The sequence below is a fragment of the Haloplanus sp. GDY1 genome (assembly GCF_023703775.1).
GTDB lineage: Archaea > Halobacteriota > Halobacteria > Halobacteriales > Haloferacaceae > Haloplanus > Haloplanus halophilus.
Window position 1 is genome coordinate 1,288,645 of the sequence record NZ_CP098514.1, and the last position, 13,795, is coordinate 1,302,439.

Here is a 13,795-nt window from a genome sequence, read left to right on the forward strand (position 1 = left end):
CGTCTTCAGTCGATGTGGCCCTCGCGGCGCAGCTGCTCGGCGTCCTGCCCCGAGTAGCGCCACTCGATGTTCGCCTTCTCGTCCTGCCAGTCCCACGGTTCGACGAGGACCACGTCGCCCTCGTTGATCCAGGTGCGGTACTTCATGCGGCCGGGGATGCGGCCCATGCGGTTCTCGCCGTCCTCACAGCGGACGCGGACGTGATTCCCGCCGTTGTGTTCCGTTACCACCGCGAACAGCTCGTCGTCGTCGGGCATTCGGAGGTTCCGACGCCCCGTCTCTTCACTCATACCCGTACTTCGCGTCGCGCACGGTTAAGTCATCGGAGACGCCCGCTAACGTGTCCCACGCGAGGTCGTGACTCGACACCCGCAACCTTACGTCCCCGGCGCCGAAGGTTCGGCCGATGCGTGCCGCTGCCTTCACCGAACTGACCGGACCGGACGGCGTGAGCGTCGTCAACCAGCCGACCCCCGAGCCCGGACGCGGCGAGGCGGTCGTCGACGTCGAGGCCTGCTCGATCAACCACCACGACCTCTGGATTCTGAACGGCGAGTCGTCGATGGTCGACCCGACCGACCTCCCCTTCGTCAGCGGCCTCGACGTCGCGGGCACCGTCAGCGACGTCGGCGAGGGCGTCACCGGCGTGGAACCGGGTGACCGGGTGGTTCTCTGCCCGAACGAGACGTGTGGCACCTGCCGGTTCTGCCGGGAGGGCCCCGAGAACCTCTGTGCGGACTACTCGCTGTACCACGGTGGCCTCGCGGAGTCGGCCCGCGTCGAGGCGTCGCGGCTGCTCCGCCTGCCCGACGGCGTCGACGCGACGACCGCCGCCGCACTCCCGACGGCGTATCTGACCGCCTACCACATGCTCCGCCGGGCCGAGGTCGAACCCGGCGACCTGCTCTTCGTCCCCGGAGCGACGGGGGGCGTCGGCGTCGCCGCCGTCCAGCTCGCGACGCTCCAAGGCGTCCGGACCGTCGGCACCTCGTCCTCGGCGTCGAAACTGGAGACGCTCGCGGACCTCGGTGCCGATCACACGATCAAGGGGACCGACCCCGAGACGCTCCGGTCGGCCGTCGCCGACGTCGGACGGCCGGACGCCGTACTCAACCACCTCGGCGGCGCCTACACCGGCCTCGGACTGGACGTGATGCGCCGCGGGGGGCGGATGGTCGTCTGCGGTCGGACCGCCGGGGCCACCTCCGAGATCGACGTGCCGGACCTGTTCCTCGGCCACAAGCGCGTCATCGGGAGCACGATGGGGACGCAGGCCGACCTGGAACGGCTGGTCGACCTGGTGGCGAGCGGCGACCTGTCGCCGCGGATCGACCGGACCTTCCCCCTCGAAGAGACCGGTGCCGCCTTCGCGACGATGCAGGAGCGCGACACGCTCGGCAAACTCGTCGTCACGACATCGTCTCGGTGAACCGGTTGGTCCCCTCGTCGGTGCCGGCGATGACGAGTTCGTCCCCCTCGCGGACCCGGAAATCCGGACCCAGGTCCGTCACCACCTCCCCGTCGCGCTCGACGCCGACGACGGTACACCCCGTCCTGGCGCGGACGTCCGCCTCGCCGAGCGTCCGACCGACGAGGTTGGGGGCGTGGGTCCGGACCACCTCGACCTGTTTGTCGAGCGAGATCACCTCCTCGTCCTCCAGGATCGTGGAGGCGAGCATCCGGCCGCTGACCGTCGCCAGGGAGAGGACGTAGTCCGCCCCGGCGCGGTACATCTTCTGGACGTTCTCGGTCTGCTCCGCGCGGGCGATCAGCTCTATCGACGGGTTCAGGTCCCGGACGACGAGGATGGCGAACTCGGTGAGGGTGTCGTCGGGGAGCGCGAGGATGACGGTGCGGGCGTCCTCGACGCCGGCCCGCGAGAGCGCCTCGGGGTCGGTGGCGTCGCCGACCACGTCGACGCCCGGCTCGTCGCGGAGGTCCATCACCTCGCTCGGGACGCCCGCCGACGAGAGCGCCGTCGAGACGGTGGTGCCGACCTCGCCGCAGCCGACGACGAGCGTCTGTCCCCGGCCGAACCGGCGCACGTCCGACATCGTCAGATCCTTCAGCCGTTCGAGCTGATCCTCGTGGCCGCTGACCAGCAACACGGTGCCGTTGTCGAGGGTGGCGTCGGGGTCGGGCGGGCTCTCGAACTCCCCCCGGAACCACGCCCCGATGACGTTCGCGCCCGCACGCTCGCGAATGCCGCTCTCGGCGATGGTGCGTCCCACGAGGTCGCTCCCGCGCTGGATCGGGAGTTCCGCCACCTCGAAGTCCTCGCCGATCTCGATGGCCTCGCCGAGTTCCGTCGAGATGCCCGTGGTCACCTTCGAGGCGAGCCCCTCGCCAAGCAGCGCCCGGGGCGACAGCACGTCGTCGGCCCCGGCGAGGCGGTGGTACCGCTCGCGGTCCGGGTCGTCGACGACGCTCACCGTCCGGACGTCCTCCGCGACCTCCTTCGCGGTCAGGACGGTGCTCGTGTTCACGGGGTCGGAGTCGTCGGCGACGAGGCTCCGGGCCGCGGGGAGGCGCGCGGCCTCCAGGCCGTCGACCGACTGGGGATCGGCGTGGATCACGTCGTAGCCCTCCTCGTAGAGGTCCCGCGCCCGGTCGCGGTCGGGTTCGAGGATCAGGTGGTCGACGCCCCACGAGTCGAGTTCCTCGACCAGCGTCTCGCCCCGCGGCGTGAGCGTGCAGATGACGACGTGGTCCGAGAGGCGCTCGTCGGCCGCCGCCGGCACCGTCGTCGAGATGGCCTGCTCGAACAGCGGGAAGACCAGCACCGGGAGGGCGAGGAAGATGAGTACCACGCCCGTCAGGTCCATGACGATGACGAGGACGTTCATCTCGGGGCTCGTCCACGGCGCGTCGGAGCCGAAGCCGGTGGTCGTGAACGTCTCGACGACGACCTGGAGCGCGTGCAGAAAGCTGATCGGCGACCCCTCGTAGACGCTCATCCCGGCGTCGTACGCCGCCGCGTAGGCGACCATCACGGCCGCGAGGCCGACGACGTACTGCAGCGTCCGGCGCTGCCAGGTGTCCATACCTCATTCTGTGCGGTCGGTCGAATAAACCGTCCGCTCCGCGTTCGTGGCCGACCGACGGGCCACGCGACGGCGGAGAAAGAGGACCACCGTCGCACCCACGAGGACGGCGCCGCCGGCGACGCCGAACGTCCGCACGTACCCGCTCGCGGCCACCCACCCGCCGACGACGCTCCCCACGCCGCTGGAAAGCGTCGAGACGGCGCTGTACACCCCGAGCGCCTCGCCGCGGACGATGGGCGGCGACAGGCGGGTGACGAGGGTGCCCGCCGAGACGGCGACCAGCGCCCACGACACCCCGATCACGACGAAGAGGAGGACGACGGGAGCCAGCAGGCCGCCGGACAGCGCGACGACGGGGAAGGCGACACCCCGGATGGCGAGGCCGCCGGCGTGGACCAGCGTCGCCTCGTAGCGCGCCGTGAGCGTCGCCGCCGCGCCGAAGCAGGCGGCCGCGGCGACGTTCAGGGCGAGATAGAGGCCGAAGACGCCGCCGTCGCCGACGCCGACGCTCGCGAGGTAGACCGGAAGCGGGGCGAAGAAGGCGCCGAACCCCGCGAACACGAGGGTGACGGCGGTGAAGAAGACGGCGAGTTCGGGTGTGAACCGGCGGACGAACCGCCGGGGATGGAGGCCGCGGGTGTCCATCCGCCGGGGCGTGAACGGGAAGCCCGCGCCGCGGACGCCGAAGCGTGACGCGTCCCGGATCGCCCGCCGCAGTCGCCGGGGCGCCGGATCGCGGCCCGGTCGGCCGTCGGCCGGCAGCGACCGGGCCGCGAGGAGACCGCCGGCACCGGCACTCGCCGCACACGCCAGACAGACGGCGCGCTGGGCGTCGGCCGCGGACAGCCCGAGTCGGTCGCCGGCGACGAGGACGAGGAAGCCGACGAGCAGGCCCAGCGCCCAGCCGATCCCCTGTCCCTCGTTGAGGCGGGCGATCCGGTCGCTCCAGGCCGCCTCCGGTTCGTCGACGACGACCAGGAGCGTGAGGACGGGCACCGCGGCGGCGAAGGCGAGCCAGACGGCCGCGTTCGCGACGACGACGGCGGCGATGGACGAAAGCAGCGGCACGGCCGCGAGCGAGACGGTCACGACGCCAACGGCCGCGAGGACGTAGCTCCGGCGGCGGCCAGTCCGGTCGCTCAGCCACCCCATCCCGAGGGCGCCGGGGGCGCCGGCGACCGCGGCCGCGGCCGCGAGGACGCCCAGCGTCGCCGGCCCGCCGCCCAGTTCCACCACGTACAGCGGCACGATCAGCGACGCGCCGCCGAGACCCAGCGAGACCAGCCCCCAAGCGTAGAGCCAGCGGTCGGACACACCGAAACGGTCCCCCGCCCGACACTTATACCGCGCGGTCCTCGCTTCCGACGAGGGGACAACCATATGCCCCTGCCAGTCGACGTTCCCGGCTGTGCTCGGTCCGCTCCTCGCTGTCGGTCTGGCGATCGTCTCGACGGCCGTCATCTGGGTCGGGAGCGAACGACTCGAATCGGCGGCCAGCCACCTCAGCAGGTACTACGGGCTCCCGGTGGCCGTCCACGGCGCCGTCGTCGTCGCCGTGGGCTCCAGTTTCCCGGAGCTCAGCTCCGTCGTCATCAGCACGCTCGTCCACGGCGAGTTCTCGCTGGGCGTCGGCGCCATCGTCGGCAGCGCCATCTTCAACCTCCTCGTGATCCCCGCCGCGTCGGCACTCACGAGCGAGGAACTGGAGGCCACCCGCGACATCGTCCACAAGGACGCCCAGTTCTACATCATCAGCGTCCTCGTCCTCTTTCTCACGTTCGCCCTCGGCGCGACGTACGTCCCCGGCGGGACGAACGAGGCGGCGATCCTCACGCCGACGCTGGCCGTCTTCCCCCTGCTCACCTACGGGGTGTACGTCTTCCTGCAGTACCAGGACACCCGCGACCACACCCCCGCCGACCCGCCCGACATCTCCGTCCGACGGGAGTGGGCGTGGCTCGTCGTCGCCCTCGCGCTCATCGCCGTCGGCGTCGAGGGCATCGTCCGCGCCGCCCTCGCGCTCGGCGCCTTCTTCGGTACCCCCTCGTTCCTGTGGGGGTTGACCGTCATCGCCGCCGCGACCAGCCTCCCCGACACGTTCGTCAGCGTCCGCGCGGCCCGTGACGACGACGACGTCACCAGCCTCACCAACGTCCTCGGGAGCAACACGTTCAACCTCCTGGTCGCCATCCCCGTGGGCGTCCTGCTGGCCGGGTCGGTCACCGTCGACTTCCTCGTCGCCATCCCGATGCTCGGCTTCCTGGCCTTCGCGACCATCGTGTTCGTCGTCCTCACGCGAACCCACCTCGAACTGACGAACCCCGAGGCGTACGCGCTGCTCGTCCTGTACGTCGTCTTCCTGGCCTGGATGACGCTCGAATCGGGAGGCGTCATCGACACCGTCCAGGGGATCTGACCGACGCGTCCCCGAAGGACTAACCGCCCGAGGCCGTACGGCGACGTATGGCACGGGAGGGACGCGCCGCGGACGGCCAGGACGGGGACGAGGGATCCGACGGAGCGACCGCCGATCCGCCGTTACCACCCTACCCGTCGACGCTCGGCCACCCGCTGACCCACACCGTGGGCGCGATGCGCGACGTCTTCGGCTTCCGGAACCGGGCCATGGCCGAGCGTGACTTCGTCCGGGTCAAACTCCTCGGGCCGGGCGACGTCTACCACCTCGGTCACCCCGACCACTTCGAGCGCGTCCTCCTGAGCGACCGCGGGAAGTTCCGGAAGTCCGAGGACTTCCGCATCGCCTTCGACGGCGGCCTCGTCGCCGTCGAGGGGGACGACTGGCGCCGCCAGCGCGAGGTACTCCAGCCCCTGTTCGCCCGTGATCGGCTCCTCGACTACGTCGACGAGATGGTCGAACAGATCCGCCGCCGCCGGCGGCGCTGGGACGCCGGCACGCGGATCGACCTCGCCGCGGAGACGAGTCAGTTGAGCCTCGACGTGCTCTTCGCCACGCTGTTCGGCCGGGAACTCGCCATCGACGGCGACGAGGCGATCCGAACGGCCGCCGACCGCCTGCAACACTGGTTCGCGCCGACCTCCTACCCGCTCCCGACCTGGGTGCCGACGCCCGCCCGCCGGCGGTTCAAGCGCGGGAAGCGACGGCTCCGGAGCGTCGCCGACCGCCTGCTCGACTCGGCGGCCGCGGATCCGCCGTCCGATCCCGGGGCGGCCGACGACCTGCTCTCCCTGCTGGTCGCGCTCCGGGAGTCGGGCGTCGCGGCCGACGGCGCCCTGAGCGACGACCGACTCCGGGATCAGGTGGTGACGATGATCTTCGCGGGCCACGACACCACCTCGACGGCCATCGCCTTCGCGTTCTACGCGCTGGCGACGAACCCCGACGTTCGGGAGCGCTTCCACGCCGAGGTCGACGCCCTCGACGGCCCGCCGACGGTCGGGGACCTCGACGCCCTCGACGTGACCGGCCGCGTCGTGACCGAGGCGCTGCGCCTCTACCCGCCGGTGTACACCATCCCGCGCGAGGCCGCGACCGACGTGACCCTCGACGGCTACCGGATCCCCGAGGGGTCGCCGACGTGGCTCACCGTCGATCAGGTCCACCGCGATCCCCGATTCTACGACGACCCCGACGCCTTCCGCCCGGAGCGCTGGGCCGCGGACCTCCGGGAGCGACTGCCCGACTTCGCGTACGCCCCCTTCGGCGGCGGACCACGGCGCTGTATCGGCCGTCAGTTCGCGCTGATCGAGGCGCAACTGGCGCTCGCGACGATCGGCCGGGAGTACCGCCTCGACTATCCGGTCCCCGATCCCGACCCGCCGCTGATCGGCGCGATGACGGCCCGGATGGAGCCCGGGACCGAGTTCGTCGTCGAGGAGCGGTGAAGGTTCGGCGGCGAACGACCGAGCCACGGGGCCGGTCGCCGATCGCTGGCTGATCGCCACGCTCGTCGTCGCCGGGCTCTACGTGTCCTCCGGCATCCGTCCGTCCCGGTGACCCGACTCGTCGACCGGCTCCCCCGACGCCTGCTCGCCGCCCTCCCGACGATCAGGGTCGAGGGGACGGAGGACGGGGCGACGAGGGAGTCGATCCGCTATAGTCCCCGGGGCCACCAGCCGGGGCCGCCCGGTCGACGTCACCGCGCCCCAGTCGCACCGGATCGGCCGCGACTGCCGTCGACGCGGCTCGCGTGATCCAGCAGGTCTGCGGCGGCCTCGAACGCCGGCCCCCGGTCGATGACTCGCCCGTCGAGGTCGAACTCGACGATCCCCACCGCCTCCAGTTTCGGCAGGTGGACGTGGTACAGGCCGACGGCGACCCGCCTCCGGTCGTCGGCGCCGCCCGACAGGTCGTCGGCGCCGCCCGACAGGTCGTCGACGGCTTCGCTCAGGGCGACCGGGCCACGTCTCGTCCGAAGGTTCCGCAGGAGGAGTCGCCGCTGCTCGTTCGCCAGCGCCCCGAACACCGCGGACCAGTCGATTTCCCCTTCCATGTTCCCCCCTCGGATCACTCGATGCGAGGGGGAGGGCATATCGTTACCGGGAGCGAAGCTGCTCACCCCGTGGGCAAATAAACTATGGGGAACGGTCACGAGCATCACGCATGAGCTCGGACACGGCCGTCGAGGACGTCCTCGATCTCGTCGCCGCGCGCATCGACGTCCTCACCCGTCTCGACGGGGATCGACTCCGGAAGCGGGACCTCGTCGACGAACTCGACTGCTCGCGCTCGACGGTCAACCGGGCGACCGCCCGCCTCGCCGACGCCGGCCTGATCGACGACACGCCGCGTGGCTGTCGGACCACGTTCCTCGGCTCGCTCCTGGCCGACCGGTATCGTGACTACGTCGGGACGGTCGGGGACGTCGTGCGGGCCCGCGAAGTGCTCGCACCGCTACCGGCCGACGCCGACCTGCCGGCGTTCGTCCTCGCGGACGCGGTGGTCGCCACGCCGGGGAGTCCGAGCCCGTACGAACCGTACCACGCCGTCGAAGCGGTGCTGGAGCGGCCGGGACCCGAGGGCCGCGTCCGCGTGTACGTGCCCGCGTTCTCGAACCCGCACGGTCTCGACCTGGCGCGAGGGCTCGCGTCGGAGGTGCCGGTGGAGATCGTCTTCGGCGAGGAACTGCTGGCGGCGTTGCAGTCCGACTTCCCCGGGGAGATGGCCGCACTCCGGAAGCTGGAGCTGTTCTCGGGGTATCGCACCGACGAGGGGCCAACCTACACGCTCGTCGTCGCCGACTCCGGGTCGCGAACGGAGGGTATCGTCGTGACCCACACCGAGGACCGGAATCTCGGCGGGACCATCGTGACCCGCGATCCGGACGCCGTCCGGTGGATCGAACGGCGCTATCTGGACGTCCGCTCCGCGAGCGAGCCGCTTGAAACCGCCGACGCGTGAGTCACGTCGCTCCGTCGCCTCGGGGACCCGCCTCGCTCACTCCAGCTTCGAGATCGCCTCGTCGACGTCGAAGTCCTGCGTGGTTTCGGACCCCTCCTCGCCCCGGTCGACCGACTCCCCCTCCTCGTCGATCTCGACTTCCGGCCCCTCGTCGTCGGTGAACTCCGTGTTGACGCCCCACGGCATGCTATCCGCCCCCGGCCCGGGCGGACTCGATCCCTCGGCTCATCGCGTCGGTCCGGCGCCGTTCCGATTTCGCGATCAGGTGGTTCACTGGTATCCACCGTATCGGACGGAAGGACATAGGGGTTGGGTTCGGTGCGACACCGCTCCCGTACGTGTACCGAGCGGCGGTTCTCGTCGCTCGAGCCCCCACGCACCGGCTCCCGGTCCGATACGTGTTCCCCGCGACCGCCTCCCGGAGAAACAGCGGCGGTGGCGGAAGGCTCCGGCGGCGACGGCCCGACGGAGTCGAGAACTCGACCCGTTCCCGGAGCGATCCTTCGCATCACGGAAATCTTTTTGCCAGTAACCCCACTCGATGGGCGGTAGTGTCACCGAACGGAGTGACTCGGCGGCGGGTGATTCGCGCAGCGGGCAGCAGTGTCGTCGGGAGTGCAGTCCTGTCGGGGACGGGTCGACCGGTCCACGGGCAACCGGGGGAATCCTGGCCACAGTTCGGCCACGACGACGCCAACACCGGGCACGCGCCCGACAACACCGGCCCCATCGACGATATTCGGGAGCGCTGGACCTATACCGCCGACCATCCCGACCTCGACGAGCAGAGCGGACTGTCCTCGTCGCCGGCGGCCGTCGACGGCACCGTCTACGTCGGAAGTTGGGACGGCACGCTGCACGCGCTGGACGCGGGCGACGGCGCCAAAGAGTGGGAGTACGAGACGGGCGGCACGGTTCGTTCGTCGCCGGCAGTGGTAGACGATACCGTCTACGTCGGGGGCGGAGACGCCGTCTTTGCGGTGGACGCGAGCGACGGGTCCGACGAGTGGGGCGTCGATACTGGCGGGTACGTTTCGTCGCCCGCGGTCGTCGACGGCACCGTCTACGTCGGAAGCAACGATCGAAACGTCTACGCGCTGGACGCGAGCGACGGCACCGAACGGTGGCGCTTCGGGACGGGCGGGGAAGTGGAGTCGTCGCCCGCGGTCGTCGACGGCACCGTCTACGTCGGAAGCAACGACCGAAACGTCTACGCGCTGGACGTGGGCGACGGCACCGAACGGTGGCGCTTCGAGACGGGCGGGGAAGTGGAGTCGTCGCCCGCGGTCGTCGACGGCACCGTCTACGTCGGCTGTTCGGTCGTCAACGAGGCGAACGTGTACGCGCTGTCGGCGGCGGACGGAGGGGAGGAGTGGCGGTTCGAGACGGGTGGTGGCGTGACGTCGTCGCCGGCAGTGGTGGACGACACCGTCTACGTCGGGAGTACTGACCGGCAGCTGTACGCGCTGTCGGCGGCGGACGGGACCGAACGGTGGAGCTTCGAAGCCGATGGAACACCCTCGCCCCCAGCGGTGGTGGACGGGACCGTCTACTTCGGAACCACGGGCGAAGGCACGGCGTACGCGCTGGACGCGAGTGATGGGACCGAGCGATGGAGCCTCGGGGTGAGCGGGTTCGTGCGGGCGTCCCCGGCGGTGGCGAACGGCACCGTCTACGTCACGAGCGGTGCCTTCAACGTGTCCGCGCTGACCGGCCGCTCCCCGACGCCGTCGCCGACTCCGGAGCCGACGCCGTCGCCGACCCCGGAGCCGGCGGGGCCCACCGGCGGGGGCGGGGATCCGGCGGAAGGGAGCGGGAGCCGGGACGACCGAGAAATGCTCCCACTGCTGTTCGGCATGGTCGGACTCGGCGGTGCCGGTGCCGGCGCGTGGTGGTACACGCGACGCAGGGGAGACAGCGATGTCGACGGCCCGGACGGCGGGGAGTCGACAACACGGTCGGATGCGACACCCCGGACGAGGACGTCCCCGTCCGGGAGAGGGGCCGCCGACCCGACCGGCGGCGCCGAGCGCATCGACGCCGCGATGGTCCCCGACGAGATTCCGGATGCACCGACCCTCTCCGTCGACTTCGAGGCGCTGCGGGAGATGGAGCCCATCGGTGTCGGTGGCAACGCGGACGTCAAGAGGGCCGTACTCGCGACCCCGGACGGTGACGTCCGACTGGCGATCAAGGAACCGCGAATGAGCGGCACCTTACACACCGACCAGGTCGAGCGGATGCTCGACGAGGCCGAGACGTGGGCGCGACTGGACGACCACGACCACGTCGTCGGCGTCGTCGATTACGGAAGCGCCCCGACGCCGTGGATCGCCATGGAGTACATGGACGGCGGCCACCTCGGCGAGCGATGCGGGGAGATGCGCCTGCCCCAGGCCCTGTGGACGGGAGTCGTCCTGGCCAGAGCAGTCAGGCACGCCCATCGGCGTGGCGTCGCCCATCTCGATCTCAAGCCCGAGAACGTGCTCTTTCGGACCGTGGAGGACGCGTGGGACGTGCCGAAGATCGCGGACTGGGGGCTCTCGAAGCACCTGCTCGATCACTCCACGAGCGTCGAGGGGCTCTCGCCACAGTACGCCGCCCCCGAACAGTTCACCGAGGAGTACGGGCCGACCGACGACGTGACCGACATCTACCAGCTTGGGGCCGTACTCTACGAGCTGTTCACCGGCCGACCGCCGTTCGAGGGCGAGGCCGCTACGGTGATGCAGCGAGCGTTGAACGAGTCACCGACGCCGCCGAGCGAGGTCGCTTCCGTCCCGGAGGCGCTCGACGGGATACTGCTGACCGCGCTGGCAAAGGAGCGGGACGACCGGTACGACGACGTGATCTACCTCCGCGACGACCTGCGAGAGCTGTTCGGCGACCGCTAATCCCGGCGTGTCGCCCTGGTCCGTGTGCCGGCGCAGTGTCGAGCGACGGAATCTTTTTTCGAGAACGCCGTGTTCTGCGAGGTTGTGACAGGGATGCGAGCGACGCGGCGGGGAGTGCTCCGAACGGTGGGCGTGATGGGCGTCGGGGGGACCCTTCTCTCGGAGACGGGACGGCCCGCGCGTGCCCAGTCGGGAGAGGCGTGGCGACAGTTCGGCTACGACGACGCCAACACCGGGCACGCGCCCGACAACACCGGACCGACCGACGGCGTCGGCCCGCGGTGGACCTTCGAGACGGGGGGGCAAGTGTCTTCGTCACCAGCGGTGGTGGATGGGACCGTCTACGTCGGAAGCAACGACCGAAACGTCTACGCGCTGTCGGCAGCGGACGGGACCGAACGGTGGCGCTTCGAGACGGACGGTTGGGTGCGCGGCGGACCGACGGTGGTGGACGACACCGTGTACGTCGGGAACCTCTCCGGGTCCGTGTACGCGCTGTCGGCGTCGGACGGAACTGAGCGGTGGGTCGCCGAGCAGACGGGAACGAGTCATCCATCACCGACCGTCGCGAACGGAACCGTCTACCTCGGGAGTGGCGACGGGACCGTCTACGCACTCGATGCGAGTGACGGGAGCCGCCAGTGGAGCGCTGCTCCCTCCGACGGCGATTCGGTTGCTCTGATTCAGGGTGCGCCGGCGGTGGCCGATGGAACCGTCTACGTCGGAAGTGCCGACGACAACGTCTACGCGCTGTCGGCAGCGGACGGGACCGAACGGTGGCGCTTCGAGACGGGTGCCGACGTGTACACCGCGCCGACGGTGGCGGATGGAACCGTCTACGTCGGGAGCAACGACGAGTACGTCTACGCGCTGTCGGCGGCGGACGGGGCCGAACGGTGGCGCTTCGAGACGAACGGGTACGCACTCGGCTCGGTGGCGGTGGCGGACGGAACCGTCTACGCCGGAGATAGCTTCGGCAACGTCCACGCGCTGAACGCGAGCGACGGGAGCCAGCAGTGGTCGTTCAGGGACGGCGATCACATCATGCTCGGACCGGTGGTGGTAGACGGGAGCGTCTACGTCGGGAACAAGGACAGCAACGTGTACGCGCTGTCGGCGGCGGACGGGACCGAACGGTGGAGATACGAGACGGGTGACGCGATTCGCTCGTCGCCGGCGGTGGTGAACGGAACCGTCTACATCGGAAGCTGGGACGACAGCGTCTATGCGATCACCGAAACGCCGTCGGCGAAGACCGCAACGCCGTCGGCGAAGACCGCAACGCCGTCGTCGACGCCAGCCCCGACCGAGACGGAGACTGCGACACCGACCGAACCGCTCACGCCGTCACCGACGGCAACCACCGCGGTTGGGGGGAGGACGACCGGTGGCGGCGGACGCGGGGACGACTCGGGAGTGCTTCCGGTACTGGCCGGCATGATCGGCCTCGGGGGTGCCGGTGCCGGCGCGTGGTGGTACACACGAGGAGACGGTGACGGCAGTCGTCCGGGCAGTACCACCGCCGTCGAAGGAGTCGAGACGACGCGAATTCCGGACGAGGTTCCGGGTGCGCCGACGCTGTCGGTTCGGTACGGGGCGCTGACGGAGCAGGCACCCATCGGTGCTGGTGGGAACGCCGACGTGCGGAAAGCGATACTGCCCACCTCGGATGGGGACGTCACGCTGGCGATCAAGGAGTCACGCGCCTCCGGAACGCTCCACACCGACCAGGTCGAGCGGATGCTCGACGAGGCCGAGACGTGGGCACGACTGGACGACCACGATCACGTCGTCGACGTCGTCGATTACGGCGCCGAACCGCTGCCCTGGATCGCCATGGAGTACATGGACGGCGGCCACCTCGGCGAGCGATGCGGGGAGATGCGCCTGCCCCAGGCCCTGTGGACGGCTCTCGCCGTGACGAAGGGGGTCCGGTACGCTCACCGGAGAGGCGTCGCCCATCTCGATCTCAAGCCCGAGAACATCCTCTTTCGAACCGTCGAGGACGCCTGGGACGCGCCGAAGGTCGCGGACTGGGGAGTGTCCAAACACCTGCTCGACCGTTCCACGGGCGACGAGATGCTCTCACCGCAGTATGCCGCCCCCGAACAGTTCTCCGAGGAGTACGGGCCGACCGACGACGCGACCGACATCTACCAGCTGGGGGCCGTGTTCTACGAGCTGTTCACCGGACGACCGCCGTTCGAAGGCGCCCCGGTGAGGGCGATGCATCAGGTGTTGAACGAGTCACCCACGCCGCCGAGCGAGGTCGATTCCGTCCCCGAGGCGCTCGACGGAATACTGCTGACCGCGCTGGCAAAGGAGAAAGACGACCGGTACGACGACGTGATCTACCTCCGCGACGCTCTCCGAGAGCTATTCGAGGGCCGAGAATAGCCCGTCGTCGTAGCGGCCGTCGTATTCGACGACCGAAGGTTCCCGCCCCACCAGCCGACGACGAACTGGGGCCGGGA

Annotated in this window: 11 protein-coding genes; 6 read left to right on the forward strand and 5 right to left on the reverse strand. The window is 70.4% G+C overall.

The genetic code is table 11. The annotated features are described in order from the left end of the window. Positions 1–5: 5 nt before the first annotated feature. A complete protein-coding gene (gene eif1A, locus NBT67_RS06965) occupies positions 6–290 on the reverse strand; it encodes a translation initiation factor eIF-1A (protein ID WP_251344121.1) in 285 nt (94 codons plus the stop codon). Positions 291–406: 116 nt separating this feature from the next. Here eif1A and NBT67_RS06970 point away from each other — a divergent pair, with 116 nt between their 5' ends. Next, a complete protein-coding gene (locus tag NBT67_RS06970) occupies positions 407–1,429 on the forward strand; it encodes an alcohol dehydrogenase catalytic domain-containing protein (RefSeq protein ID WP_251344122.1) in 1,023 nt (340 codons plus the stop codon). On the opposite strand, the gene NBT67_RS06975 is transcribed toward NBT67_RS06970, so the two are convergent. After that, positions 1,410–3,044 carry a potassium channel family protein gene (locus tag NBT67_RS06975; RefSeq protein WP_251344123.1) on the reverse strand — a complete coding sequence of 545 codons (1,635 nt, stop codon included), beginning with the start codon at positions 3,042–3,044 and terminating at the stop codon, positions 1,410–1,412. The genes NBT67_RS06970 and NBT67_RS06975 overlap by 20 nt on opposite strands. Before the next feature lie 3 nt (positions 3,045–3,047). Next, entirely contained in the window at positions 3,048–4,361 is a 1,314-nt protein-coding gene (locus tag NBT67_RS06980) for an MFS transporter (RefSeq protein ID WP_251344124.1), read from the reverse strand. Between the two features lie 94 nt (positions 4,362–4,455). On the opposite strand from NBT67_RS06980, the gene NBT67_RS06985 reads away from it, so the two are divergent. Together NBT67_RS06985 and NBT67_RS06990 are read left to right on the forward strand one after the other, a co-directional pair. Next, positions 4,456–5,463 carry a sodium:calcium antiporter gene (locus NBT67_RS06985; protein WP_251344125.1) on the forward strand — a complete coding sequence of 336 codons (1,008 nt, stop codon included), beginning with the start codon at positions 4,456–4,458 and terminating at the stop codon, positions 5,461–5,463. Between the two features lie 47 nt (positions 5,464–5,510). Beyond that, entirely contained in the window at positions 5,511–6,911 is a 1,401-nt protein-coding gene (locus NBT67_RS06990) for a cytochrome P450 (RefSeq protein WP_251344126.1), read from the forward strand. Positions 6,912–7,162: 251 nt separating this feature from the next. On the opposite strand, the gene NBT67_RS06995 is transcribed toward NBT67_RS06990, so the two are convergent. Then, positions 7,163–7,519 (reverse strand): DUF7344 domain-containing protein, encoded by a 357-nt coding sequence (locus NBT67_RS06995; RefSeq protein WP_251344127.1) that lies wholly within the window; start codon positions 7,517–7,519, stop codon positions 7,163–7,165. A 110-nt stretch (positions 7,520–7,629) separates the two neighbouring features. Between NBT67_RS06995 and NBT67_RS07000 the strand changes: the two genes are divergently transcribed. After that, positions 7,630–8,427: a helix-turn-helix transcriptional regulator gene (locus NBT67_RS07000; protein WP_251344128.1), complete on the forward strand. Its 798-nt coding sequence runs from the start codon at positions 7,630–7,632 to the stop codon at positions 8,425–8,427. A gap of 36 nt (positions 8,428–8,463) precedes the next feature. Here the strand turns inward: NBT67_RS07000 and NBT67_RS07005 are convergent, their stop codons facing one another. Further along, positions 8,464–8,613 (reverse strand): hypothetical protein, encoded by a 150-nt coding sequence (locus NBT67_RS07005; protein ID WP_251344129.1) that lies wholly within the window; start codon positions 8,611–8,613, stop codon positions 8,464–8,466. A 365-nt stretch (positions 8,614–8,978) separates the two neighbouring features. Here NBT67_RS07005 and NBT67_RS07010 point away from each other — a divergent pair, with 365 nt between their 5' ends. Together NBT67_RS07010 and NBT67_RS07015 are read left to right on the forward strand one after the other, a co-directional pair. After that, positions 8,979–11,321 carry an outer membrane protein assembly factor BamB family protein gene (locus NBT67_RS07010; protein ID WP_251344130.1) on the forward strand — a complete coding sequence of 781 codons (2,343 nt, stop codon included), beginning with the start codon at positions 8,979–8,981 and terminating at the stop codon, positions 11,319–11,321. A 93-nt stretch (positions 11,322–11,414) separates the two neighbouring features. Continuing rightward, complete coding sequence (locus NBT67_RS07015) at positions 11,415–13,718, forward strand: outer membrane protein assembly factor BamB family protein (protein ID WP_251344359.1); 2,304 nt, start codon at positions 11,415–11,417, stop codon at positions 13,716–13,718. Positions 13,719–13,795 lie beyond the last annotated feature (77 nt).

Excerpts from the sequence above, each read along its gene's own strand:
- eif1A (WP_251344121.1), bottom strand. The coding sequence starts at position 290 with ATGAGTGAAGAGACGGGGCGTCGGAACCTCCGAATGCCCGACGACGAC.
- NBT67_RS06970 (WP_251344122.1), top strand. The coding sequence starts at position 407 with ATGCGTGCCGCTGCCTTCACCGAACTGACCGGACCGGACGGCGTGAGC.
- NBT67_RS06975 (WP_251344123.1), bottom strand. The coding sequence starts at position 3,044 with ATGGACACCTGGCAGCGCCGGACGCTGCAGTACGTCGTCGGCCTCGCG.
- NBT67_RS06990 (WP_251344126.1), top strand. The coding sequence starts at position 5,511 with ATGGCACGGGAGGGACGCGCCGCGGACGGCCAGGACGGGGACGAGGGA.
- NBT67_RS06995 (WP_251344127.1), bottom strand. The coding sequence starts at position 7,519 with ATGGAAGGGGAAATCGACTGGTCCGCGGTGTTCGGGGCGCTGGCGAAC.
- NBT67_RS07000 (WP_251344128.1), top strand. The coding sequence starts at position 7,630 with ATGAGCTCGGACACGGCCGTCGAGGACGTCCTCGATCTCGTCGCCGCG.
- NBT67_RS07005 (WP_251344129.1), bottom strand. The coding sequence starts at position 8,613 with ATGCCGTGGGGCGTCAACACGGAGTTCACCGACGACGAGGGGCCGGAA.
- NBT67_RS07015 (WP_251344359.1), top strand. The coding sequence starts at position 11,415 with ATGCGAGCGACGCGGCGGGGAGTGCTCCGAACGGTGGGCGTGATGGGC.